Source organism: Sorangium sp. So ce381 (assembly GCF_051473845.1).
Lineage (GTDB): Bacteria > Myxococcota_A > Polyangia > Polyangiales > Polyangiaceae > Sorangium > Sorangium atrum.
This window is the reverse complement of record NZ_CP150336.1, coordinates 11,567,856-11,593,064: the sequence shown is the minus strand read 5'-3', so window position 1 is coordinate 11,593,064 and position 25,209 is coordinate 11,567,856. Positions and strand designations below refer to the sequence as shown.

General features: G+C 68.2%; 13 protein-coding genes and 1 pseudogene. 6 read left to right on the top strand and 8 right to left on the bottom strand.

What is annotated here, in order from left to right; all coding sequences use genetic code 11:
- The first annotated feature begins 3 nt into the window (after positions 1 to 3).
- Complete coding sequence (locus WMF29_RS43520) at positions 4 to 972, top strand: ABC transporter permease (RefSeq protein ID WP_437325934.1); 969 nt, start codon at positions 4 to 6, stop codon at positions 970 to 972.
- On the opposite strand, the gene WMF29_RS43515 is transcribed toward WMF29_RS43520, so the two are convergent.
- From WMF29_RS43515 to WMF29_RS43500, 4 genes are all read right to left on the bottom strand, one after another.
- Entirely contained in the window at positions 973 to 1,893 is a 921-nt protein-coding gene (locus WMF29_RS43515) for an SMP-30/gluconolactonase/LRE family protein (protein WP_437325933.1), read from the bottom strand.
- 157 nt (positions 1,894 to 2,050) lie between these two features.
- Complete coding sequence (locus WMF29_RS43510) at positions 2,051 to 2,950, bottom strand: M20/M25/M40 family metallo-hydrolase (RefSeq protein WP_437325932.1); 900 nt, start codon at positions 2,948 to 2,950, stop codon at positions 2,051 to 2,053.
- Between the two features lie 122 nt (positions 2,951 to 3,072).
- Complete coding sequence (locus WMF29_RS43505; protein ID WP_437325931.1) at positions 3,073 to 5,577, bottom strand: GH25 family lysozyme; 2,505 nt, start codon at positions 5,575 to 5,577, stop codon at positions 3,073 to 3,075.
- A gap of 433 nt (positions 5,578 to 6,010) precedes the next feature.
- Complete coding sequence (locus WMF29_RS43500; RefSeq protein ID WP_437325930.1) at positions 6,011 to 10,267, bottom strand: DEAD/DEAH box helicase family protein; 4,257 nt, start codon at positions 10,265 to 10,267, stop codon at positions 6,011 to 6,013.
- A gap of 842 nt (positions 10,268 to 11,109) precedes the next feature.
- On the opposite strand from WMF29_RS43500, the pseudogene WMF29_RS43495 reads away from it, so the two are divergent.
- Positions 11,110 to 11,253 (top strand): annotated as a pseudogene (locus tag WMF29_RS43495) (DUF4236 domain-containing protein); the annotation flags it as partial.
- Positions 11,254 to 12,304: 1,051 nt separating this feature from the next.
- Here WMF29_RS43495 and WMF29_RS43490 read toward each other — a convergent pair.
- A complete protein-coding gene (locus tag WMF29_RS43490) occupies positions 12,305 to 12,442 on the bottom strand; it encodes a hypothetical protein (RefSeq protein ID WP_437331261.1) in 138 nt (45 codons plus the stop codon).
- A 38-nt stretch (positions 12,443 to 12,480) separates the two neighbouring features.
- Here WMF29_RS43490 and WMF29_RS43485 point away from each other — a divergent pair, with 38 nt between their 5' ends.
- From WMF29_RS43485 to WMF29_RS43475, 3 genes are read left to right on the top strand one after another with little or no spacing between them, the layout of a single operon-like run.
- Positions 12,481 to 14,739, top strand: coding sequence for a TerB N-terminal domain-containing protein (locus WMF29_RS43485; RefSeq protein WP_437331229.1), 2,259 nt, complete (start codon positions 12,481 to 12,483; stop codon positions 14,737 to 14,739).
- Positions 14,736 to 16,088 (top strand): ATP-binding protein, encoded by a 1,353-nt coding sequence (locus tag WMF29_RS43480; protein WP_437325929.1) that lies wholly within the window; start codon positions 14,736 to 14,738, stop codon positions 16,086 to 16,088. Before WMF29_RS43485 ends, WMF29_RS43480 begins: the two co-directional genes overlap by 4 nt.
- Before the next feature lie 37 nt (positions 16,089 to 16,125).
- Positions 16,126 to 18,288, top strand: coding sequence for a DEAD/DEAH box helicase (locus WMF29_RS43475; protein ID WP_437325928.1), 2,163 nt, complete (start codon positions 16,126 to 16,128; stop codon positions 18,286 to 18,288).
- A 90-nt stretch (positions 18,289 to 18,378) separates the two neighbouring features.
- Here the strand turns inward: WMF29_RS43475 and WMF29_RS43470 are convergent, their stop codons facing one another.
- Genes WMF29_RS43470 through WMF29_RS43460 form a run of 3 tightly spaced genes read right to left on the bottom strand, consistent with a single transcriptional unit; the run spans position 18,379 to position 23,464 of the window.
- Positions 18,379 to 21,924: an AAA family ATPase gene (locus tag WMF29_RS43470; protein ID WP_437325927.1), complete on the bottom strand. Its 3,546-nt coding sequence runs from the start codon at positions 21,922 to 21,924 to the stop codon at positions 18,379 to 18,381.
- Positions 21,921 to 23,162, bottom strand: a complete 1,242-nt coding sequence (locus tag WMF29_RS43465) for a metallophosphoesterase family protein (protein ID WP_437325926.1) — start codon at positions 23,160 to 23,162, stop codon at positions 21,921 to 21,923. The genes WMF29_RS43470 and WMF29_RS43465 overlap by 4 nt, the downstream gene beginning before the upstream one ends.
- On the bottom strand, positions 23,159 to 23,464 hold the full coding sequence (locus WMF29_RS43460) for a hypothetical protein (RefSeq protein ID WP_437325925.1): 306 nt from the start codon (positions 23,462 to 23,464) through the stop codon (positions 23,159 to 23,161). The genes WMF29_RS43465 and WMF29_RS43460 overlap by 4 nt, the downstream gene beginning before the upstream one ends.
- A gap of 300 nt (positions 23,465 to 23,764) precedes the next feature.
- On the opposite strand from WMF29_RS43460, the gene WMF29_RS43455 reads away from it, so the two are divergent.
- Positions 23,765 to 24,658, top strand: a complete 894-nt coding sequence (locus WMF29_RS43455) for a hypothetical protein (protein WP_437325924.1) — start codon at positions 23,765 to 23,767, stop codon at positions 24,656 to 24,658.
- The last annotated feature ends 551 nt before the right edge of the window (positions 24,659 to 25,209 follow it).

Below are 25,209 nucleotides of genomic sequence, written 5' to 3'. Positions count from 1 at the left end.
TCGATGCAACAGCCTCTCTCCCTCAAGAGCCGACTCGGCGAGATCGACAAGCCGACCTGGTACACGCTGCTGTCGATCGGCGTCGTCCTCGCGGGCGGCTCGATCGGCACGCTGATCACCCAGGGCACGCTGAGCTTCCTGAGCCCGTACTACATCCTGCAACAGCTGCAGATCGCGGCCTTCCTGGGCGTGGCCGCCACGGGGATGATGATCGTGATCCTGCTCGGTCACATCGATCTCTCGCTGCCGTGGGTGCTCACCTCGAGCGCGATGCTGGCCGCGGGGCTCGGCGGCTGGGCCGCGTTGCCCTGCGGCCTGGCCGTCGGCGCCGCCGCGGGCCTGGTGAACGGGCTCGGCGTCGCCTACCTGCGCGTGCCCTCGATGATCTTCACGCTGGGCACGAACACCGTGCTTCAGGGGCTGATGGTGCTCTACACCGGCGGCTTCGCTCCGCGCAGCGAGGCGCCGGCGTGGATGGAGGTCCTGGCCGTGGGCAGGACGCTCTCCATCCCGAACTCGCTGTTCGTCTGGATCCTTGTCGGCGGCGTCGGCACCTTCGTGCTGAAGAAGACAGCGCTCGGTCGCTACATCTATGCCGTGGGCAACCAGGAGCAGGCCGTCTACCTCTCGGGCGTCAGAACGCACTTCGTGCTGATCGGCGCCTTCGTGATGTGCGGCGTGTGCTCCGCCATGACCGGCATGCTGCTGGCGGGTTTTTCGCACAAGGCCTATCAGGCCATGGGCAACGACTACCTCATGCCGGCCATCGCCGCGGTGGTGATCGGCGGAACCAACATCATGGGCGGGCGCGGGACGTACCTCGGTACCGTCCTCGGCACCATCCTGATCGTGCTGCTCCAGAGCATGCTCAGCGTGCTGCAGATGCCCGAGGCCGGCCGCCAGATCATCTACGGCGCCGTGATCATCGCCATGCTGCTCGTCTACGGCCGGCAACATCAAGAGGGACGATGACTAGCGCCCGGCGCCGCGGGTGTTCAGGTAGACCGAATACAGCGAGGTCGTGCCGCAGATGAACAGGCGGTTGCGCTTGGCGCCGCCGAAGCAGACGTTGGACACCGTCTCGGGGATCAGCACCTTTCCGAGGAGCGCGCCGTCGCTCGCGTGGCAGTGCACGCCGTCGCCGGCCGACAGCCACAGGTTGCCGTGCACGTCGACGCGGAAGCCGTCGTACAGGCCGACCGGGCAGGTCGCGAACACCTCGCCGCCGGTCAGCGTGCCCTTCGCGTCGACGCGGAACTTGCGCACGTGGTGCGGGCCGCCCTTCACGTGCGTCGCGCCTGTGTCGGCGATGTACAGCAGCGACTCGTCCGGCGAGAAGGCGAGGCCGTTGGGCTGCACGAAGTCGTCCGCGACGACCGTGAGCGCGCCGGAGCCCGGGTCGAGGCGATAGACGCGCTGCGCGCCCTGCTCGTTGGGCGACGCGTCGCCTTCGTAGTCGCCGTCGATGCCGTAGCTCGGGTCGCTGAACCAGACGCTGCCGTCGGACTTCACGATCACGTCGTTCGGCGAGTTCAGCCGCTTGCCCTCGAAGTGCGACGCGAGCACCGTGCGCGAGCCGTCGTGCTCGGTGCGCGAGACGCAGCGGCCGCGGTGCTCGCACGACACGAGGCGGCCCTGCAGATCGACCGTGTGGCCGTTGGTGTTCATCGCGGGCTGCCGGAACACCGAGACCGAGCCGTCGGTCTCGTCCCAGCGCATCATCCGGTCGTTCGGGATGTCCGACCAGACGAGGTAGCGCCCTGCTGGGAACCACGCCGGCCCCTCCGCCCAGCGGCAGCCCGTGTACAGCTTGTCGACGTGCACGTGCGGGAGCGCGAGCTTGCGGAAGCGCGCGTCGACCACCTCGAAGCTCGGGGTCAGCTCGATGACCATCGGGATCTCCTTTTACAATCCATCGACCGGCGGATGGTACGTCGAAGCGGACGCGAGGTGTCCGCTCGTCGCCACCCGGCGCAGCGTGGCGCCCGCGCTCGGCGCGTATCTCCTCGCGTCGAGGACAACATGGTCGTACAGCCGGGGGATCGGGGGATCAGCCGGTACGGACCTGCCGCATCACCGTCGCGAGGACGAGCTGCGTCACGCGGCGCATGAAGCCGTAGTCGAGCGTCTCGGGGGTGTCCGTCGGGCGGTGGTAGTTCGGGTTGCGGAACTCCGCCGTGTCGGTCCAGAGCATGGCGGGGATCTTCGCCTTCCAGAACGGCGAGTGATCGCTCCGGTGGAGCACGGGGAGCCATTCTTCGAGGCCGAGGTAGACCTTGAGGCCCACGACCGGCAGCTCGGGCACCATCGCCTCTGCCTGCTTCGCGGCGAGCTCCACGAGGTGGTTCGAGCGCTGGTTCGTGAGCAGCCCGATGAAGTCGCCGACGTCCGGCGCGCCGGGGACCGGGACCGGCATCCGCTGGGATCCCGGCTCGTGGCTCGCGAAGCCGACCATCTCGAGCACGTGCACGGCGGCGATCGGCCCCCCGCCCTGCGCTCGATGGCGCGCCACGAACTCGACGCTGCCGAGCAGCCCGTCCTCCTCGCCGTTCCAGGCCACGAAGCCCACCGGCGGGGCCGGCTCGAAGCGCGAGAGCGCCCTCGCGCAGGCGAGCATCGCGGCGATCCCGCTCGCGTTGTCGTCGGCGCCGGGCGTGTCGGGCACGCTGTCGTAGTGCGCCCCGACGAGGATCATCGGGCGATCGACCGGATCCCGAGGCGTCGCGACCACGTTCCCGAGCTCGCCCTCGATCTCTACCGCGTAGCCCCGTTCCTCGAGCGCAGCCGCGACGTGCTGCGCAGCGCGGCGGTTCTCCGCGCGCTGGCGGAACATGTGCCGCGGCCTCGAGAGCGCGACGACCGCGTCGAGCAGCTCCGCTTCGCTGACCGACGCGAGCGCGTCGATCAGGCTGCCGTGACCGCCCATGGCCTTCGTGCGTCTCAGCTCCATCGCGGGGACTCCTCCTGCTACCGGATGAGTGTAGCTGAGTTTCACTCCGCCCCTCGCCCCTCGCCCCTCCCCCTCCCCTCACCCCTCTCCGAGGTTCGGCCGCGGCAACACGACCGCACGGGTCACCCGAGCGGGTGCACTTCGTACCTCGGAACGCTGATGATCCCCTCGTCGCTCACGAGACCGCACAGCGCCGGGTCGAGCAGGACGTCGGCCACGCAGCGCTGCTCCGACCCGAGGGCCATCAGGCCGCCGATCAGCCGCACCCCGTGGCTGTAGTCGACGTAGGTGTCCTCGTGCGGCAGCCGCCGCCGGAGCGACGTGTCCAGCGGCTGCCACGGCTTGCCGTCCGCCTTGTAGAAGCCGTAGATCGCGAGCCGGCGCGCGTAGTGGTGCAACCGGTTCGTCACCACGACGTCCTTCTTGTGTCCCGCGAGCAGCTCGCCGAGCTCGCCGACCCGGTGCTGCTCGATGGCCAGCTGGTGGTCACGAAAGCGCTCCACCCGGGTGCCGTCCTGGGGATCGAACGGGATGGCCGTCTGCTTCCGCGAGGCGGCATAGATGTCCTTCACGAGCTTCTTCGTCGGCAGCACGCAGCCGCACGCATCCGCGACGCGCTGGGCGGTGACGCCGGTGAGCGGCATGCGCAGGAAATCGGTGTCCGAGCCGATCGCCAGGTAGTCGGCGCACACGTACGCGACGCCCCGCTTTCCGGCGGGCGCCTCCACCGTGACGCGATGGAAGCGGCGCAGGAAGCCGGGCACGTTCCCCCGCAGCACCTCCTGCAGAAAGAGCTCCTCCCGCGCCGCGAGCGACAGGCCCCGGACCTGCTCGTAGAACGTCGTGCCGGTCAGCGCGCCCGGATCGCGCGGCGGCAGCCAGTCGAGGCCCGTCCCGTCGAACACGGATGCCAGCTGCGCGGACGCGGGCTGCGCCTGGCTCGACGCGAAGAACGCCACGGCGCCCCCGGCGTCGTTCGCCCGGGCCGCCGCGACCGGCTCGGGGGTGGCCGTCACCGTGAACCGGAAGCCGCTCTGCGCGAACGTGTAGCTGCGGGTGCCGGCCGCGTCGTAGCCCGGAGTCGCCACCGCCGTGGGCCCGCCCGCCGCTCCCTGGAGCTCTGCCTGCGGCCCCGCCGCGCGCACCGCGCCTCTCGCGGCCACCCCCCGGCCGACGACGCCCAGGAGCGCTCGGCCCAGCGCGCGCGGCAGCTCGAGGGCGCAGGGCGGGCGCGGCAGCGCGCGCTGCATGGCGTCGCGCGTCTCGGGCCCGACCGCGCCGGTCACGGGCAACCCCATCTCCTGCTGGAAGATCCGCGTGGCCGCCTCGGTCTCCTCGCCGAAGTCGCCGTCCGCGCCGAACCGCGGCAGGATCCCGGCGCGCCACAGCAACAGGTGCTGTTGCCAGGCCTTCACCTCGGGCCCCTTTGCGCCGCGCGCGAGCCCGCCGCCGGGCGGCGCGGCGCCGTAGTCGAGGCCCGGTATCCGGCCCGCGTGCGTCCAGCCGCGGTCCAGGGCCGGGAACACCCCGACGCCATGCGCGGTGTCGCGCGCCTCGATGGTGCGCCCGTCGCCCAGGCTCATGGCCACGTGGGCGTGCTCGGGGCGCCCGCCCGCGAACGGGTCCGCCGAGAAGCGGAACAGGAGGGCGCCGCGGGTCGCGATCGCCGTGTCCACCGGCATGAGCAGCCGCGCCGCCTTCACGTGGCGCGCCTGCATCCAGGAGCCGTCGGGCATCGTGGGCTCGACGGCGAGCTGGGCGCAGCCCCACTCGATGAGCTCGGAGCAATCGAATGCAGAGGGATTGGGATCGGTCAGCCGCACCTCGTGGCCGAAGATGTATCTGTCGTCCGCCTGCGAGAGCAGCTTCTGGCAGAGCGCGTCGGCCGTGGGCAGCGGCTCGGACGTCACGGACCCGGCCTCGAGCCGGGCGAGGCGCCGCAGCTCGCTCACCGTTCCATTGAACAGGTTGGCGTCCACCGTGTTGGTCCGGATGCCCGGCATCACGGCCCTGGCGGTGATCTGCCAGAACGACCACGCGGACCAGGGGTCCCATGCGCTGAGCGGCTTCTTGTGCGCCCAGTCCGCCCAGTCCTTCGGGTTGGCCGGGGGCCTCGCCCGCAACGAGTCGAGTCCGTAGGTATAGTTCGCGATCCAGAGCGGGCAGTCGACGAACTCGGAGCTGCCGCCGAGGCAATCGTGCCAGAAGTCATGGCGGGTATAGAGGATGACCGAGCGGCCCGGGTAGCGCGACTTCACCTCCTGGACGAAGCGGCGGGTCCACGCCTGAAGAGCCAGGGTGTCCTGCGGCGTCCAGACATGGCCGTTGTTGCCGGCGTGCTGCGTCTCCTCGAGATCGAGCACGATGTCGAGCTCCCCGGGCTCGAGATCGCCGACAACGCTGCAGAGCTTCTGCGCCTGCTCGGCGGGGTCGAGGCGCGGCAATGCGTAGTGATAGTACCCCCGGAGGATCCCGCAGCGCGCGGCCTCGGCCCGGTTGGTTGCGAACCTCCTGTCGACCCCCTCCGTCCCGTACGTCGCCCGGATGAAGACGAAATCGAGCCGTGAGGCGAACGCGTCCCACTGGATATTCCCCTGGTGGACGGAAACATCAGCACCGCTCAACATAGGCTCTCACCTCCCCCGCACACGCTGAGCGCGGCCTCGTGTTCAAGAGCCGTGTCCTGCGTGCGCGCCCTTACGCTCATGTCGCGCCGCCCGGGTGACGTGATCCCCCGGGGTAGTTCAATTGCTATCGCGGGGCAGCGTGTCCGTCGAGCAAGGTCGCCTTTGCGGAGCGTACGTCCGTGCGGTCATGGCGGCTGTGCTGATGGCGGGGGCGGCACGATGGCCGAACCGGCTGGCCGCACGTCGTTATTATGCAGGAGCTACTGGCGCGGCGAAGGCGGGCAACGCGATAGCACGCCTCAAAGGAAGGAGTCCTGCAATAGCCGCTGCAGAAAGGTCAGGCATTGCGGACCGGGCATGGCGATCGGCACGGGTTGCGACGAGCTGCCAGGGAATGCGACGAGCCGCTGCGAGCCCGCCCTCCACGCCGCCATCACCCTTCGCCGGCCGTCGCAAGCACAAGCGCCCATCCCGTGTCGATCCACCGCGTCGATGCCCGCGGCGTCCCCTCGAGATAGCGCAGCCGATTGACCCGCTGTTCGTCCAGCAGTCCGCCGTTTTTCCTGACGTCGTCGCGCGCGACGATCACCCACGCGAGATCGGTCAGCGACACCGTCCGCTCCGCGAAGCCGCCCGGGCCACCGTCGATGCGCAGCCCACCTCCGTCGGCCCGGCCGACGATCCTGCACCGCCCGCCGTCCCGCTCCACGAAGGCGCCCGCGCCGGGCCGCCGGAGCAGCTCCTCCACGAGTGCCCGCGCGCGCTCGCGGGTCCCCGCCGGGAGCGATCGGGACACCGCGCGGCCTGATCCCAGGGCGCGGTACGTGGCATGGTCGATCCCCGGACAGGCCCAGAGTCCCTCCTCATCGAGGTAACGGGCCACGCCAAGGTATCGCCAGGCGGGCTCGCCGGGCGGCCGCGCGAGCACGAAGGCCGTCTCCCCAGGACGGCGCTCCTGGGTTGGCACCGGCGATCGAATGCGATCGGGCGTGACCAGCGCTCCGGGCGTGTCCAGACAGAAGAAGAGGTGACCGCCGACACGGCCGCTCCGCGGCGGCTCCTCCAGTCCGAACGCGCGGGCTGCGGCCTCGTCGTCCTCGAAGCGCTCGCCGGCGCTCGGGCCGATGTCCTCGGGGCGGACCACCTCGACCAGGAGCGCGATAGGCACTGTCTCGACCGTGGCCTCGTACGATGGCCCATCCGGATTGTCCGAGCGGAGCCACCATTGCGACCGATCGCGCACGATCCGCTTGATCTGGTAGGCAAACCCCAGATCGCGGTCGGGTACCTGAAGCAGCGCCACCTTGCCGTCCAGCGCACCGTACGAGGCGCCGCGCGCAAACCTCATGATCAGCCAGTCCCCGTCGCGGATCGGACGCTGCCCGCCGTCCATCGAGTCGCCCGAAGCGCGCACCGCAAAGAGCCCATCGCCACGCGCGGCCACGATCGGGAGCCGCACCGTCTCGGCCTCGGGAGAGAGCTCCGTCGGCGCGCCCGCGGCGCCGGCCGCCGCGCGTAGATCGGGGAAAGCGATGAGCGCGCCGCGCGGCGCCGTGGAGATCCCTTCGGGGCTCTCCGGCTCGACCCATAGCCCATCGGGCGAGCGGACGAAGCGCACGTGGAACGCCGTTCCGGGGCGGCCGGCGGCGAGGCCGAACCAGCCGCGCATCAGATCCGGGAGCTCGTTGCGCTGCGAGCCCACGCGGTGCGCGACGTTGCAGAACTCCTTCATGAAGCGGAAGCGCCACACCTCGCCGTCCGGAAGGCGGACGTCGACGTCCCCTGAAGGGCGGTCAGGGCGGGCTGCGCGCGAGGGCAGCTTGAGGATGGGGTCGCGCTTGTTCCACAGCACCTTGGCCGAGAACGACGCGCCGGAGCCGTCCTCGCGGTGGCGCGCGCGGTACATGGCGAGCCGGTAGTCGACGAGCTCCCGCGTCATCGCGGCGAAGGCCTCCTCGTCGCCTGGAGGACAGGAGAGCTTCGAGACGAAGCGGTCCCCGTCGAGCGCGAACCAGCGGCGACCTCGCGCGCCCGTCCACGCGGCGATGGGGTTTTCCTTCCAGTAGGTGACGAAGCGCGGCTCGTAGAACCTCGGGCCGCCGCCCAGCTCGGCCACGCCGTCGAGATCGCGGGAGAGCTCCGGAGAGCGGGCGAGAATGGATTGGCTCCTGCGCGCGAGCTCGACGATCGAGATCCCGTCGAAGAGGGTACCCGTCTCGAGAAGCGCTTCGAGCGTGACCATCTTGTAACACTTGCTCATCGCGGTGACCTCGAGCTCCCGGAGCCACGCGCCGGCGGCGCGAAGGACCTCGAGCTCCGGGGTGCTCAGATCGCCTTCGGAAGCCACGAAATCGAACCAGCCCTGGTGGGCTGGCCGCAGCGTGGCAGGCCGGTAGCCCATCCGGAACAGCTCGCCGGCCGTCGGGCGCTCGCCGCGCGCGTCGCGGAGATCGCGGTACGCGCGCTCCACCTCGCTCTTTCCGCGGGCAGGAAGCAGGCTGAGCAAGAGATCTTTGGCCTCGAGATCGAGGTCCACCGTGCAGCCCGGCGGCAGGCGCGCGGCGCCGATGCCGCCAAGGAAATCGCGCAGATCGGACGGCTCGGAGCCGAGCGAGACCAGCGTCCGCACGCGGTCGAGGAAGACGCGGTGATTGCCCACGAAGTCGAGCACGGTGAGGCGCGCCTTCCCGTCCGCGACGCGCAGGCCGCGGCCGAGCTGCTGCAAGAAGACGACCGGCGACTCCGTGGGACGGAGCATCACCACGCGATCGACGTTCGGCAGATCGATGCCCTCGTTGAAGAGATCGACAGCGCACAGCGCATCGAGCTCGCCAGTGATGAGATCCGCCAGGGCCTCCTCGCGCGGCGCCGATTCTGGACCGGAATGGACCGCGACGACGCGAACACCTCGGGCGGCAAGGAAGTCGCAGGCATGGTGCGCGTGCCGGATCGAGCAGCAGAACACGAGCGTGCGCTCTCCCGGGTGCTCCTGCCACGCGCGCCACATCTGCTCGAGGCGTCGATCCGTGTCGATGGCCTTCTCCAGCTCTCCTGGATCGAACCTCCGGTTCTGGAAGGTGACAGCGCGGTAATCGGTCTCGTCCCTGAGGCCGAAATACGCAAAGGGGACGAGCAGCTTCCGCTCGATGCCGGCGCCGATGTCCGCCCGGTAGGCGACGTGATCGTCGAACAGCCCGACGACATCCGCGCCGTCGGCGCGCTCGGGCGTGGCGGTCAGGCCGAGCAAGAAGGCCGGCTCGAGCCGGTCCAGGATGGCGCGGTAGCTCGGCGCGGTGCCGTGATGGACCTCGTCCACGATGGCGTAGTCGAAGCTCCCCGGGACGAGGCGCGCGAGATGCTCGGGACGAGACAGCTTCTGCACCGAGGCGAAGACCACATCGCCGGACAGCTCACCGGCGCTCCCGGCGAACCAGCCGAAGCGCGCGGTGCGGCCCCGCAGGAGGCGACGGAAGGTCCGGGCGGCCTGGACGAGGAGCTCCTCGCGGTGGGCGAGCACGAGGACGCGCGGACGGCGGCCGTGGTGCTCGGCCCAGGCCTCGACATCGAGCGCGGCGAGGTACGTCTTGCCCAGGCCGGTGGCGAGCACCACGAGCGCGCGGCGCCGCCCCTCCTCGGCGCGGCTGCGGTGCAGCGCAGCGAGCGCCTCGCGCTGGACGGCGTGCGGCGGAGGCGCGGGCACGATGGGCTCGGCGTCCTCCTCGCCGGGCGGCAGGCCCACAGTGGCCTGCCGCGCGCGTCCGGCGTAGCTATCGACCCAGTCGGCCGTGAGCGGCCGGGCGCGGGACCACCAGCGCTCGAAGGCGTCGGCGGCGGCCCGGTAGGCGTCCGGATCGCGCTGGCGGTCGACGCGGAGATTCCACTCGATGCCGGGACCGAGCGCGGCGCGGGAGATGTTGCTCGATCCGACGAACACGGCGCCGAAGCCCGGGCCCTCGAAGCGCCACGACTTGGGGTGGAACGAGCGGATCTTGCCGGGAAGCGTGTCGACCTCGACCACGCGCGCCTCGAAGCTGCCCCGGGTACTTTCCGCGCCCGAAAGGGCGGCGTTGCCGCCGGCCCAGTCGAGCAGCTCGGCGAGCGCCGTGGCCTGGGTGATGTGGAGGTAATCGCCGGTGACGAGCCGGACGCGAGCGCCGCGCGCGAGGGCCGCGAACACGTGGCTTTCCAGCACATCGAGGCCGCGCTCCTGGACGAAGGCCGAGACGATGGCGATGTCGGTCGCGCGCGCGAAGACCGGCGCGAGGTGACGCAAGAAGGGGTCCTCGGCGCCGCCGGTCGCGAGCGGCGGGGCTCGCCCGGCGAGGTAGTTCCCCCGGCCCGGGATGACGTGGCGCACGCCGCCGCGCGGGTCGTCCACGTCGCCGCGGAAGCGCGGGATCACGTGGACGTGCAGGTGCATCACGGTCTGCCCTGCGGCCTCGCCGGCGTTGATCCCGACGTTGTAGCCGTCCGGGTGGAGCTCGGCGTCGAGGTCCCGCTTGACCGTGTCGACCAGCTCGAAGATCGCGACGCGCTCCTCGGCGGTGGCGTCGAACCAGGTCGGGACGAGGCGGCGCGGGACGACGAGCGTATGGCCGAGGCTGACCGGGAAGCGGTCGCGCAGCGCGAAGGCGAGCGCGTTGCTCGCCACCCAGGCGGATTCGGGGGCCTCGAGGAACGGGGAAGTCACCGGCCGGGGGATGATACTTCGGAGCGGGCGAGAGGTGTCTTCTGGTCGCTGTCACGTGCTACTTCCCGAGGAGCTCGTTCATGGCGACCCCGGCCGCGGCCGCGGCGTGACTTCGCGGCGAAAGCACAACATAAGCAGGACGTGACTTTCCGAAAGGGAGCATGGCTGGGGATCGACGTCGGCTCATCACGAAGCAAGGTCGGGAGCCTGTGCCTCATCGCATCCGACGGCGCAGGAACCGTCACGGTAACGTTCGAGCGCGGCCAGGTTCGTGAGGCACCTGGGGATGCAAGATGGCCGGCGAACAACGCGGCGGGCTTCCTGGATCTCGCTCGCAGCACCCGGCCCACCCAAGCGGCAGTGTTCCCGCCTGGCTGTGCACACGCTCGAGCTTCAGATCTGTGGCAGGAAGAGAAACGGGAGCTCGGGCACTTCGATAACTCAGGGGCCCGCCCGACCATCGCCAGTATGCTCGGCCGCCTGCCACCTTCGGTGAATCAGCAAGCCCTGAAGGTTCCCCTCCCCTGCGACTCATGCAACTCCAGGCAAGCTCAATAGAGTACCTTCAGCAAGAGTGCCGGAGAGCTAAAGTTACTGTCGCTTGATGCCTGCTAGAGGTAAGAAGACCTCGCACATGTCCATCCGCACATGTACTGACTGGTCGCATCCCGCCTCATTGGACTGGCTGGATTTCTGCTTTTTGGACTGTAAGAAGTCTGATATGCGTCTCGATGCCCCATCGCCTCCGAGGCCACCAACGCCATCACTAGGCGGCCAACCTGGAGGCACCGAACTCAAGTTAGAGGTTACGCGCGAGCGGGGCGATAGCTGGGCAGGGCGGAATGGGCGTCTTTCGACGGGTACTGCGGATGGAACCCATCCGCGCCAACGTGTCCTATCCCGGGGTTGTCCTCTCTGCGGGTGTGCGAGGCGCGCGTGTTGCGTTCGGACCGCGCGGCACCTACGTAACGCTGTCCCCGGGCGGCTTTCAATACCGGCAGAAAGCCAGCGATAGTTCGAGCGCGCCGGCACAACTACCCCCCCAGACTCCGATCCCGAGTGGCTACTCGCCGTCCGGGTTTATCACGACAGCTTCCGTAGCCTCGCTCCAGCAGCTATCTCCGGACGAGATAGCTCGTGAGATTGAAGCCCGGCCGACTGCCTTCGACTGGTTCAAGGCGTACTGGATCAGCGGGCTCGTCCTCGTCCTCCTCGTGATGACCTCCGCAGGCGTCGGAGGAACCTTCGCGATCGCGCTCGTCCTCGTCGTTGCCGGCTTCCCCGTGCGTAGGTGGAGCGAGGAGCAGCGGATTGCGCGACTGATCTACGACGTCGACGACCCTGCCGCGATGGAGCGCTTTGCTCTCGCTTCGGCGGCCGGCGAGGCGCTCGCCCACAGTGCGGGAGTGTGGCACGTATACCACGCCGCACCGACCGGCGATGCGCGTCGGAACGCCGGTGCGACGACGCTGCTCCGCCGAACACCAACGAGCTGCGTGCGCGGGACCCACGCCGGGGTGGAGACGAACCTCGAGTCTTGGACCATTCCGGCGGGCCCACAACAACTCCTCTTCCTTCCAGACCGATTGCTTCTCTGGGAGAACGGGCGGGTAGCAGCATTGCCGTATGAGCAACTCACGGCGATGGCAGCAGAGACCCGATTCATCGAGGATGGACCTACGCCGCGCGATGGCGAGGTCGTCGCGATGACGTGGCGCTTCGTCTGCAAGGACGGATCACCGGATCTCCGCTTCAAGGACAACTATCAGCTCCCTGTTCTGCGTTACGGCGAGCTGACGATCTCGTCGCCGACTGGGCTCCGTCTTGTCTTCCAGCTCAGCCGGCCGGAGTCGGCATTCCGCGCCGCGCAGGCCCTGAACACGCTGTCCGGCACGGCGCAACGCTGGTTGAGCGTCGGAAGACCCGCACCTCAACCCGCGCCGGGCGACCTACCCGCCACTCGGGTGAGCACCGCCCCGACATACTCGCCTTCCCCGTTCTCCTCACCGTCACCGAGGCAATCCTGGCCAGGGCCCGTCACTCCACCACCGTCGGCTCCGCTTGCACCATCGCCGCCGCGGGTACCGTCGGCTCCGCTTGCACCATCGCCCCCGCCGGTGCTGTCAGCTCCGTTTGCACCATCGCCGCCGCCGGTACCGCCGGCTCCGCTTGCACCACCCGCTCCATCAGTTCCGAACGGCGGAACGGTGATCATGAGCGCCGTCCCAGAGCCATCCCAGCCAGCGCCATGGTCGCGTCCTGCCGTGAGCTTGGTGGCGCCCGTCGCTCTGGTAGCGGCACCGGCGCAGCCGCCGGAACGCCCCGCTCCGGTCGAGCCGCCACGGTCCGTAGCGATCGAGCGACCACCCGTCGGCCGAGGTCCATGGATTGCTCCGGGAGCGTCAACCGTGGTTGCGGGCTACGAGCTCAACGGTGGAATGATCTATGTGGGTGAGAGGCTACCCCCGGTCAGTGCGCTGCTGAACGTCGAGCCGGCGTTGATCGATCCGCGCCTGCTGGTCGACCGCGCGAACGCGAACCGATCCGGTGCCGGCATGCAGTACTGGCCCTCGTACAGCAATATCGGACCCGCAGAGCGGGCGGCTTACCTCGAATGGCTGGCTGGCGGCAGGCGCGATCCCGACGCCTACATCGGGTACGTATTCCTGTTCTTTTATGGCCTGGAGCGCCGCGCTCTCGCGGACGCACAGCGCGGCGCTCTCGCCGACGGCGAGCGAGAAGCGATCTACACCGAGGTCGAGCGACTCCTTACCATCTACTCGCGAAGCAACTCCTTCCGAGGCTATGCCACCGAGTTCCTCGCGGCGATGTGGGTGGACGCCAGAGCCCGCGTCTACGAACGCTGCGCTCCGCCGACCGCATCCGCGGGTGGAGACTTTCCGCTGCTCCTCAAGCTAGGGCTCGGACAGCTGGCTCGTGACGGACGCCCGATGCCGGCGGACTGGGCTCTGGCATGGGTGTTCTGTGACCCGGAGGCACGCCTCACCACACCCGTTCGGCGGTGCCCAGAAGAGCTCCGGGAGCTCTTCCGAATCCGCTATCACCAGGCGTTCGGGGAGGGCATGATCCAGAAGCCCGGAAACAAGGACCTCGTCGTCCACTACAGGCCTGCAAGCGCCTCCTTTGGTGGAGCGCTCCGTCTCACGGCGCCGGGCGTGTCCGATGTGACGGGTCGCAGGAAGGCCGCCGAGAAGCTACGACAGGTCGTTGAGCAGTGCGCGAGCGATCTCGACCCCTTCAGCCGCTGGATCGGGCGCAACCCTGACCAGCGGGGGAGCGCCACGGCTGCAGGGTTACTGCCCCCGGAGCTGCTCGCGACGCACCAAGGACAAGAGGTCATCGCGCTGGTCGGGATGATCGAGGGCCACCTCGAGGGAAAGCAAACAGCGCTCGTGCCGGCGGCCGAGCTACTGCGTGCGCGGCGCGTTAAGGCGGAGATCGTGGCGCTACTGCAGCTACTGCAGAAGAAAGGGTATGGCGTCGAGCCGGACGTTCGCTTTGGCGGTGAGATCCCGAGCGCGGAGGGAAGGATCGTGGTGTTCCGAATCGGTGATGACGCGCCGACCGCCGCATCCACGCACTACCGAGCGGTCACGCTGCTCATGCACCTGGCGGTGGCGCTGGCGGCGGCCGATGGGGAGATCAGCGAGGCCGAAGAGAAGCAGCTCGAGGCGCGGCTCGACGCCATGGCAGAGCTCTCGTCTCCGGAGCGCTTGCGCTTGTCGGCCCACGTGCGCTGGCTTGTGCACGAGCGGCCTGGGGTCGCCGGCGTGAAGAAGCGCATCGCCGCGCTCAGCGCCGAGCAGCGAGGCGCCGTCGCCGACTTCCTGGTGGCCATGGCCGGCGCCGACGGGCGCATCGATCCAGGCGAGGTCAAACTGCTGACCAAGCTCTTCCCCACCCTCGGCCTCGAGGCATCCGAGGTGTATCGCCGTATCCATGCCCTGGCCGGCGCCAAGGCTTCCCCGGCGATGGACGCAGTGACCGTGCAGGCCGGGGAAACCTCGAAGGGCTACCCCGTTCCGCCGCCTCCCAGGTCGTCCGGCGGTAGCATCGCGCTCGACATGGCAAGCGTCCAGGCCAAGCTCGCGGAGACGTCGGCGGTCGCCGCGCTGCTCGGTTCGATCTTCGTTGAAGAAGAGCAGGCCCAGCCGAGCACAACCGTGAGCACGAACGGCGATCATGCCGCCGGTGATGCGCAGGCGAAGACCTCGGCGCCTCCGGTGCGCAACCTGAACGCGGCGCACTCGGCCTTCGTTCGCAAGCTCGCAGAGCGCGCCGAGTGGACGCGTGCCGAGGTCGAGGCGCTCGCGGCAGGCTTCGGGTTGCTTACGGACGGCGCGCTCGAGGTAGTGAACGACGCGGCCTTCGAGCTCTGCGGCAGCGCGGCGTGGTCCGGAGACGATCTCATTGAAGTGGATGCCGACGTGATGAAGGAGCTCTGCGCATGAACAACGTGGTCCGGATCCGACCCAAGGAGCGCGATGCCATCCTCCAGTCGCTGCGCGCCGGGGTCGTGCCCCGCAGCGGCCAGCAGCACATCCAGGTGGGACGCGCCGCCGAGGTCAAAGCGCTCGTCTCCGACATCGAGCGCATCGGCGACAACGGCTCGTCGGTCCGATTCGTCATCGGTGAGTACGGCTCCGGAAAGACATTCTTCCTGCACCTGGTCCGATCCATCGCGCTGGAGAAGCGCCTCGTGACGATCCACGCGGACCTCGGTCCGGACCGGAGACTCCAGGGCACGGGGGGCCAGGCGCGCTCGCTCTATACGGAGCTGATGCGGAACGCGGCGACGCGTTCCAAGCCGGACGGAGGTGCGCTCGCCAGTGTCGTGGAACGCTTCATCACCTCGGCGCTGGAAAAGGCACGAGAGCGTGGAGTCAGCCCGGAGCTGGTCATCCGTGAGCGGCTCCAGACCCTGTCAGAGCTCGTGGGAGGCTACGATTTCGCCGAGGTGATATCGGCCTACTGGCGCGGCCATGACACGGGCAACGAGACGCTCAAGTCCGACGCCGTGCGATGGCTCCGAGGAGAGTTCTCCACGAAGACCGATGCCAAGGCGGCGCTCGGCGTCCGCACCATCGTGGACGACGCCAACTGGTACGACATGCTGAAGCTCCTCGCCCGCTTCGTACGCCAGGCGGGATACGCGGGCCTGTTCGTGTGCCTAGACGAGCTCGTGAACCTCTACAAGCTCGCCAACACGAAGTCGCGCAGCGCCAACTACGAGCAGATACTCCGCCTCCTGAACGATTGCCTGCAGGGAACGGCCGAGGGCCTCGGCTTCGTGCTGGGCGGGACGCCGGAGTTCCTGCTCGACACGCGACGGGGTCTGTACAGTTATCAGGCGCTCCAGTCGCGGCTGGCCGAGAACATGTTCACGAAGAGCGGACTGGTCGACTTCACCGGCCCCGTCCTGCGCCTCGCGAACCTCACGCCCGAAGACCTCTACATCCTGCTCGGCAAGCTGCGCCTCGTCTATGCGTCGGGGGATCCCGCCCAGTATGTGCTGCCGGACGATGGTCTCGCGGCCTTCATGAACCACTGCTCCAAACGGATCGGAGACGCGTACTTCCGCACGCCTCGAAACACGATCACCGCGTTCGTGAATTTACTCGCAGTCCTCGATCAAAATCGCGGGGTGTCCTGGACCGAGCTCGTGGGTGCGGTGGACATCACGTCGGACTCAAACCCCGATCTGGCGCCTCTACCCGGCGAAGAACGGACGAGCTCAACCAATGAGACGACGGGGGCGGGGAGCGAGGAGGATGACGATCTTGCCACCTTCAAACTCTGAGTATGAGCCAGGTGCGCCCGTCCCGGCATTTGGTCGATTGCACGAGAAGATCCAGCGCTGGATCTGGGATGAGCAGTGGAAGGAGCTCCGGGACCTTCAGGAGCTCGCGGTCGAGCCCATCTTTTCCGGCGAGCGCGACGTGATTCTCTCGGCAGCGACGGCAAGCGGCAAGACGGAAGCGGCCTTCTTTCCGATTTGCACCCGGATCCTCGAGGGGGAAGGCACAGGGGTGCGGGCGCTGTACGTGAGCCCGCTCAAAGCCCTCATCAATGATCAATTCCGGCGCCTCGAGCGGCTCTGCGAGCGCCTCGACATCCCGGTGCATCGCTGGCATGGCGACGTCTCCTCGGAGCGGAAGAGGCGATTTCTCCAGCATCCGGGCGGAATCCTCCTCATCACGCCCGAGTCGCTGGAAGCGCTCTTCGTCGTCCACGGGTCGCAGATCGCGCGCCTGTTCCAGCCGATCTCGTACGCGGTGATTGACGAGCTGCACTCCTTCGTAGGGTCGGAGCGGGGCCGACAGCTTCAATCCCTGCTCCACCGGATGGAGGTCGCCGTGAAGCGCCGCGTTCCTCGCGTGGCCCTCAGTGCTACCCTGGGGGATATGAAGATCGCCGCGGAGTTCCTCCGTCCATGGCATGCAGACGAGGTGCAGATGATCACCTCCGCTGCGGGCGGCGGCGAGTTGCGGCTGATCGTGCGCGGCTTCCTCACGCGGCGCCCGGAGGGCACGCCGGAGGACGAGGTGACGGAGGATGTCCACGCGATCGCTGACCAGCTCTTCCGGACGCTGCGCGGCTCGGACAATCTGATCTTCGCGAACCGGCGCGGAGAGGTAGAGCTATATGCCGATTTGCTCGCCCGCAAGTCCGAGCGTGAGCGCGTGCCGAACGAATTCTTCGCACATCACGGCAGTCTGGCGAAGGAGTTGCGCGAGGACGTCGAGGCCCGTCTCAAGAAGGAGATCCCGGGGCCGGTCAACGTGGTCTGTACCAGCACGCTGGAGATGGGCATCGACATCGGCAGTGTGAGGAGCGTGGCACAGCTCGGCGCGCCGTTCTCGGTGGCCAGCCTGCGGCAGCGGCTGGGTCGATCGGGGAGGAGGGAGGGCGAGCCGGCCATCCTGCGAGCCTACGTACGGGAGGAAGAGGTCACGGACACGACCTCGCCACCCCAGCAGATCCGGGCGCAGCTGGTCCAGACGATCGCGATCGTCTCCCTGCTCCTCGAGAAGTGGTGCGAGCCCCCCGTTCGGGGGAAGCTGCACCTGTCGACGCTGGTCCAACAGCTTCTCTCCACAATCGCCCAGCACGGCGGCGTCAAGCCGCTGGATGCGTACCGGGTGCTCTGCGAGACCGGACCGTTCGCCGACATTTCCAGGGCGATGTTTGCGAGCCTCCTGCGTTGCCTAGGATATGCCGAGGTGGTAACCCAGAGCAGCGACGGGACGCTGCTGCTCGACCGCACAGGTGAGCGGGTGGTGAACCACTACTCCTTCTTCACCGCGTTCCAGACGCCGGAAGAGTTCCGCTTGGTGAACGAAGGGCGCACGCTCGGCACCTTGCCGGTCAAGAACCCGCTCGTCGAGGGTGCGTACCTGATCTTCGGCGGGCGTCGCTGGCGTATCCTCAGCGTCGACCTCGAGCACAAGGTAGCCGACCTGGCGGCCGCGGGGGGCGGTCGCGTCCCGAGCTTCGGTGACGGGGCCGGGTTCGTCCACGATCGGGTGCGAGAACGCATGCGGGAACTGTACGAGTCCTTCGAGATCCCAAGCTTCGTGGACCCGAGGGCGAGTGAACTACTCGTGGAGGGACGGACCAACTTCGACCGGCTCGGCCTGCGCGAACGGCAAGTGATCGCCTGGGGTCGTGACGCCGTACTGTTTCCGTGGGCGGGAGACCGCGTCATGAACACTACGGCCGTCATGATGGCGAACCGTGGATTCGAGGTGGCCGGGCTCGGCGTAGCGCTGCTCATCTCCCGGGCGACGCCCGAGCGCATCTTGGCGACGCTGAGCGATATTGTTGATGAAGGACCGGGTGACTCAGTTGCGCTGGCAAGAACGGTGAGGAATAAAGCTGTAGAGAAGTACGACGAGTACCTTTCCGAAGAGCTTCTGAGCGCTACGTACGCGAGCGGCATGCTTGACGTCCAGGGGATGCATCGCTGCCTTGAGGCAAGCCGTCGAAGCATGATCTGAGCGACTCTAACATGTGGTCATTGAAGGGCGCGCGGTTTCAAATTCGCGGGCGCGGGGCCACGCGATCGCTGCGGAGTGGATCGGGCTGCGTCATGGCGCCGTGACGTTCACCGCCGCCTTCGCCACCAGATCATCGAGGTCATGCCGGCAGAGCGTGCTCGCCGGCAACGTCGCCTCGGCCAGCTCGACGAGCCGCGCGTGATGGGTAAAGAAGAGGATCTGCGTCCGCTGCGACAGCTCCCCGAGGACCTCGAGCGCGGCGCGTGCGCGCGCGTCGTCGAAATGGATGAGCACATCGTCGAGCACCAGCGGCAATGGCTCGCTCTTCGTGAAATACTGCTCCAGGCTCGCCACACGGAGCGCCAGGAAAAGCTGATCGCGCGTCCCATCGGACAGCGCCCTCACCTCCACCGGATCCCCGGCCCTCGGCACGCAGCGGAGCATGGGCCGATCCTGATCGTCGCGATCCCCCCGCAGCCCCGAGAAGGTACCCAGCGATAGCCTCGCAAACAGCTCGCTCGCCCGCCGTACCAGCGGGCCCTGGTTCTTCTCGCGGTATTGCTCCATCGCTCGCCGTAGCAGATCCGCCGCGAGCTTCGCCCGCGCATAGTCGTCGACCAGCGCGCTGATCGACGCCAGGTGCTGCTCCGCCCGCGTCAGCTCCTCCGCCGCCAGGTCGCTCCCATCCATCGAGAGCAGCCGCTGCCGGAGCTGCCCCACCTCCTCGTTCACCCGCGTCCGCTCCCGATCCACGTCCGCGATCTGCCGCTCCACCTCCGCCAGACGCTGCGCAAGCGTATCCGCGTTCGTCCCGCGGCACTCCTCCAGGAGCGCCTCTACGCTGAGCCCCCCGCCGATCGTTGAGAGCCGCATCTCGACGATCTCCCGATCCTGCCGGAGCTTCCGCGCTACGGCCGATCGATCCTCAGCGGCCACGAGCTCGGACACATCCTGGGCCCGGGCTTCCTCCATGAGCTGTTTGAGCGCACGCTCCGCCGCTCGCCGCTTCTCCCGCGTGGCGAGCAGGTCCTGCTGCTTCTCCTTGAGGTCCTTCTCGAGCGCCTGCTTGAGCTGCCGGTTCGTCTCCCCATCCTTGGACCGCTCCAGCAGCGCCGCCGCCGCCTGCTCCAGCGGAATGCCCGCAAGATCTGGCGCCGTGAGCCGCGCCAGCCCCTCGACCTGCACCTTGAAATCGGCCGCATCGCGCTCGATCCCCGCGATGCGCCGCCGCAGCTCCCGGGCTCCCTTCCCTTGTTGGGCGAGATCCGCGCGCAACGTCAGCACCTCCTCGGCTTCCTCGATCCCGGTCGCCGCCGACCCCCCGAGCGCCAGCATCACCGCCGACCACTGCTCGGCCCACGCCATTTGCTCCCGCTGCCGCCCCGCGAGTGCGCCGGAGAGCCCCTCGAGTTCGATCTCCCACCGGCGCACCTCTTTCGCGACCGCTTCCCGCTCCCGCTGCGCTTTCCCCTCCCGCTCCGCCACCTCACGCGCATGCGCAACCAGCGCGAGCAACCCGTGCCGCGGCCCAGCTGCCATGCCGAGCGCCTCTAGCGCCGCAGCGAGTGCCTCCCGATGCCCCTCGATGCGCTCCCTCTGGGCCTGCTCCCGCCGCCGCACCTCCTCGAGCCTCGCCTTCTCCTCCACGAGCTTCTGGTAGCGCCCCAGGAAGGCCAGCATCTCGCCCGGCGAGCGCGGCGCGATCCCCGCCGCTGTCCAGGCGGCTTGCCACCGCCCCTGCTCTGCTTCCTCCGCTGTCCGCGCCTGCTCCGCCGCGGTCACGGACTCCTCGATGCCACGCGCCGCCTGATCGCGATCGGCTGAGAGCGTCGCGAACTTCGCCACCCGATCTGCCTCTCTCCTGAGCCGGTCCGACAGCTCATCCGCCCGCCGCCCGCTCGTCTCGTGATGATCCGCAATCTCGCGCGCCGAGAGCCCCGCCCCTGCCGCCCCCTCCTCCGCCGGCTCCCCGAGCCACGCCTGCCGCACCCGCTTCCAGTGCCCGTCACGCTCGCGCCGCGCCGTCGCCAGGTCCCCCTCCGTGGGCACCTCCTCGCCGCGCCGCAACGCCTCGATCTCGCGCTCCAGTTCCCCGAAGCGCTTCTTGCGCTCCGCCAGCGAGTTAGCGAGCGACTTCCGCTCGGTGTCCCGAGCGGCGAAGTCGCGAGCAAACATCTCCACCGTCTCTGGCAGTGGCACCGGCAGCGCGCCCACCTTCTCGAGCGAGAGGTGCGTCACGCCGAGCGCCGAGAGCTCGGCCTCAAGCCGCGCCGCCATCGTCTTCGCCTCGCCGCGCAGCTCACCGAGGACCTTCTCCAGATCCCCGTCCCGCTGCACGATCTCGTGCGTGCGCACGAGCGCCGTCACATCCACCGGAGCGGGCTGGGCCGCGAGCTTGATTCGCTCGCCCCCGAGCTTGTTCTCAGCCTCGGTGAGCGCCTTCGTCGCCCCGGCGAGGTCGCGCTCGAGTCCGATGCGCTGCTTGAGGAGCGCGCGGACACGCGCCTCCACGCCCGGCGCGACGGCGAGGCTTCCCACCTCCTCCACGGGCACGCGCCGCCCGAGCCGCCCCAGGAGCGACTCGATCGTGTCTTCGATCTGGCGCAGCTCGCCGCGGAGCCGCGGCAAATCCACCCCCGCCGCCTTCTTGTGGTTGCCGAGCCCGTCCTGGATCGCCGTGATCGAGGCCCCCTGCGCGAGCAGCGCCTCCGGCACCGGCAACCGCTCCATCTGCGCGGTCAGATCCGCGATCTCGCGGCCGAGCCGCTCCTCGCGCGGCTCCGTCTCTGCGAGCGTGCTCTCGGCCTTCCGCCGCGCCTCGGGCGCCGTCTCGGGCAAGAACACCGCGCCCTCATGCTCCTTCAGCATCCCGAGGATCCTGTCCCGTTCGGCGATGGGCACCAGCGCCTGCTCCATGCGTGACAGACGCCGTTGCTTCGCCTGAAGCTCGGAGAGCTCCCTGGCCAGGGTCGCGGCGTGCGCCTGCCCATCAGCGAGGTCCTTCTGGAGCTGCTCCCACTCCTTCGCCGGCTGAGATCGATCTGCGGCTCCCTTCTTCGCGCTCTTGTAGCTCTCGAGCGCGGCGTTGAGCTTCTTCTTGTGCTTCCCGAGGGGCGTGAAGATCTCCTCCGCCTCCGCATCGAGCCTCTCCAGCACCGCATGCACGCGCGTGCCCCCGAGCCCGGCCGCGAACAAGCTCTCTCCGAGATCGCCGCCTCCCTTGAGCAGCGCCACACCGCCGTCCACGAGCGCCTCGTGGGAGAGGCCGAACATCACCTTGTACTGCTCCTCCGTCACCCCGCCGAGCAACGCCTGCAGCTGCCTCTCCTCCATCGGCTGCTCGGCGGTATCCAGCAATGTCTGCTTGAGCCCCTTGCGTCGGACGAGCTGTAAGGTCCGCCCGTCCTCGGCCTCGAGGAGCGCGCCGACCCGGAGCTTCTTGTAGTCCCGATCGTGCGCGTCCTGGGTGTCCTTGGGCATTTCGAAGAGAAATCCCAGCACCGCCCGCAGCGTCGTGCTCTTGCCGACCGCGTTCGAGCCGAAGATCACGTGCAACGCGCGCGGATTCGCCGAGAAATCCAGCGATAGCCCCGTGAAAGGCCCGTACCTAAGGAGATCGAGCGAGAGGATCTTCACGACGCGTCCTCGCCTGCAAAGAGCAGCGGCAGCAGGGTCTCGGGCAGCGCTCGGACGAGCTGCCGGAGCGCCGTCCGATCCAGCTTCCCTCCGCCTTCGAGGTGATCTAGCTCCACCGGAAGCTTTTTGCGCAAGGGCTCGAGCCCGCTCAGCAGCCTGTCGATCTCGGCGTCGTCCTCGCAGATGGTGCGGAGCTGCCGGTAAAGCCCGCCTACGGCCTCGTCCCCGAGGCTCGCTTCGGCATCGAGCGGGTTCCGAGTGCGAAAGCTGATCTTCTCGACCCAGATCTCGCCCGCGTCGCTCGCCACGCTGCGCACCTCGCTCCGGTACTTCTCGGGCTCACGCGCGAGCGCCCCATGCGCCCGTGTCGCCCCCGTCACCTCGATCCGCGCGGCCACGATCCTCTCCTCCGCCGCGTCTGCCTCGCGCGCCAAGGCCTCGCGGCACAGCTCGATCACATCATCGACCGACGAAGCCATGCGCGCATCCACCTCGCACCGCACCCAGCGCAGCGCGTCCAGGGTCCGGGGCTCGACCCCCACGATCCGCCCCTCGTCCACGGTCACCAGCGTCGCCCCCTTCTTCCCCGTCTCGCGCGCATGCCTGCCCTGCAGGTTCCCGGGGAACACGATCCACGGGGACTCGTGGAGCACCTCGCGCGCGTGCACATGCCCGAGAGCCCAATAATCGTATCTCCTCGCTACCAGGTCACTCACCGAACATGGGGCATACGATTGATGACCTTCACGACCGCTCGCACATGTATGCAACAAGCCCACATTAAAATACCCTTCCCGCGGCGCGGGATAGGCGACGGAGAGGTCCTCGGTGGTATCGGCTTTCTCATAGCTCCGGCCGTGCACGGCCACGCCGAGATCATCAAGCATGATCGTCTCCGGCTTCTTCGCCGACAGCTCACGCACGCCATCTGGCAATCGCAGGATCTTGCTCCGAGCATCGTGATTGCCACGTACGATGAACACTCGGATGCGCGCTTCGCGCAGGCGCGACATCTGCTTCGCGAAGAAGAGCCCTGTGTTGTAATCCGTCCAGTCGCCGTCGTAGAGATCGCCGGCGATGAGCAGAAACGCCACCTTCTCCTCGATGCACTGTGCCACAAGATTCTCGAGTGCACGTCGTGTCGCACCACGAAGTTTGTCCACCGGCGCCCCGTCGTACCGATCGAGGCCCCGCAGGGGGCTATCGAGGTGGATGTCCGCTGCGTGAAAGAACTTCATGTGGCCCCCGGTCCGCGCTGCTCTTTGCCGCGCGATGACGCGACGGTAGCAGTCTTCCCTATGAACGTGAAGCCCCGTCGTGGCGCCCTGAGGGGAGCCAGGACTTCGTCAGCATGTCGAGGCTCCGTGCTCAGTTCCGCTTCGGAGCGTTGGAACGCGATCGGCTCGGTTCGCATCAGCTTCTCGTCGATCTCGACCATCGCGGCCTGGAGGTCGGTGACATCGATGAGGCATGCAAGGATCTCCTCCCGACCGCGGGCACGGAACGCCTCGAGGCGGTGGAGACCGGAGATGAGCTCCATCGTGGCGCGCCGGACAATGCGGTGCCGAGAATGCCGACCTTCAGGGCGAATGCCGAGGTCAAATCGAGGGGAGGCGAGGCTTGCCGCGACCGCCGCGAGGTCACGCTCGCGCTGGGCTGCATGAGGCGGCGAGGCACACGTGCTCGGGTCCATGGTGGAGATAGATCTCGCGACGGGCGCTTGCGCACCCAGCTCCGTGCGTGTATCTCGAAGGCGATGGTTCACCAGAATGGCCCACGGTGACCAGGTGTGTAGCCAAGGTAGATGCGCGCGGGCCGCAGCGGACAGGAGGAGACGGGAATGCTCCCTGACGAGGTTCTTCCAGCCGCACCGCTTCGCGTTCGCGTTAACGACGAGCTGACGCTCGATGCTGGCCTGGTTGGTCCGGATAGGATCATCCGGTCACCGACCCAACCCATGTTCCGGCGGGTGCTCGACTACCTCATGACCAAGCCGGATCCGGTCAAGCTACCGTCCGGCACCGAGATCGGCAGGGAAGGCGTCGCGGCGGCGGCGGTCTGTGTTCGGTGGGGCTCGTACTTCTCCGTACTCGCCGACCGCAACAAGCCATTATGGAGCGAAGTCACTTCTCCTGAGATGAGCCGAATCTCGGATGACGAGATGGCGCGGATCAATATCGAGTCCTCCGCTGCTCTTGCTCATTGGGTGGATCTATTCAATGCCGATCGAGCGCTCTATGGTCAGCTTGTCAATCGCGCGGTCTGCCACCTGCCCATGCCGACGAAGACGTCCAAATCGGAGCGGAAACTGACCTTCGGGCCGCTTGCACTGCCGGAGATCGCGAAGCGAGTTGTCGAGGTTACGGACGCCGAGCGTCTCGCCCTGGCTCGCGCGGTCGTAAGCGAGCACCCGAGTCGCGTGTTCGCAAACGCTCTCGTGAACGTAGCCTGGCGCAACGGCCCAATCGAGGACATCCATGCGGGGCATCTGGCCACATACCCAATCGACCGCTGCCGGGTGACAGTTGCCGAAGAGCGTGAGCTGATGAATTTTACGGCCAATCGGATGGCCGTCGGCATGAATGTGTGTTTTTTGCTGCGCAGTGAACGCGAACGCCACGAACGCTCCTGGCCGGAGCAGGTGCTTCCTTACCAACTCGCCAGCTTTCTGCTCGTTACACCAGCGGATTGGACGCTCACCGAGACTTCGCGCGACGTTCGCCTGACGCGCTGAGGGCCCGCTCGGTTCAGCGATGCGCCCACCCGAGCGCATCGTCTTCCAGCTCCCAAGCTTGAAGGAGATCTGCTTCGCCTTGGCCCCGTTCAGGTGGAGGCACAGCCCGCGCCCGTGGCAGTTCTCGAGCGGGCTGCCGCACCTCCGCATGCCATCCAGCCCGCGATGGCTCCGCTCGATCAGCTTCCACCGACGTGCCGGCCGCCTCGGCGACTGCTCCCGTAAGCGCAGGGTCGAACCTTCGCCTGGGTGCATTCCTCGCCGGAGTGATGACGGTCGGGCTTTTCTGCATTGCTCACCAAGTTGGCGTCAAACGACGCGAGTGGAAGGAAAGCCTTTGCTAGCACCAAGGCTCGGATGGCCGGTTCGAGCAAGGGGAAAAACGACCTCGGCGAGAACGTCCACGCTACCTGATTTCCCGCGTGTAGAACCCGGTCGAAGCTGGTGGTGTAGAGCGTCAGTAAAAGTTCTGTCGCTTGACAGGTGGGAAGCTGAGCGCCGATCTCATCCCAAGAACGCTCGGGCGCGGGTTGCCGGAGCGTCATGCGAGG

Excerpts from the sequence above, each read along its gene's own strand:
- WMF29_RS43460 (WP_437325925.1), bottom strand. The coding sequence starts at position 23,464 with ATGGAGCTCATCTCCGGTCTCCACCGCCTCGAGGCGTTCCGTGCCCGC.
- WMF29_RS43485 (WP_437331229.1), top strand. The coding sequence starts at position 12,481 with ATGAGCGCCGTCCCAGAGCCATCCCAGCCAGCGCCATGGTCGCGTCCT.
- WMF29_RS43505 (WP_437325931.1), bottom strand. The coding sequence starts at position 5,577 with ATGTTGAGCGGTGCTGATGTTTCCGTCCACCAGGGGAATATCCAGTGG.
- WMF29_RS43480 (WP_437325929.1), top strand. The coding sequence starts at position 14,736 with ATGAACAACGTGGTCCGGATCCGACCCAAGGAGCGCGATGCCATCCTC.
- WMF29_RS43510 (WP_437325932.1), bottom strand. The coding sequence starts at position 2,950 with ATGGAGCTGAGACGCACGAAGGCCATGGGCGGTCACGGCAGCCTGATC.
- WMF29_RS43515 (WP_437325933.1), bottom strand. The coding sequence starts at position 1,893 with ATGGTCATCGAGCTGACCCCGAGCTTCGAGGTGGTCGACGCGCGCTTC.
- WMF29_RS43465 (WP_437325926.1), bottom strand. The coding sequence starts at position 23,162 with ATGAAGTTCTTTCACGCAGCGGACATCCACCTCGATAGCCCCCTGCGG.
- WMF29_RS43455 (WP_437325924.1), top strand. The coding sequence starts at position 23,765 with ATGCTCCCTGACGAGGTTCTTCCAGCCGCACCGCTTCGCGTTCGCGTT.
- WMF29_RS43520 (WP_437325934.1), top strand. The coding sequence starts at position 4 with ATGCAACAGCCTCTCTCCCTCAAGAGCCGACTCGGCGAGATCGACAAG.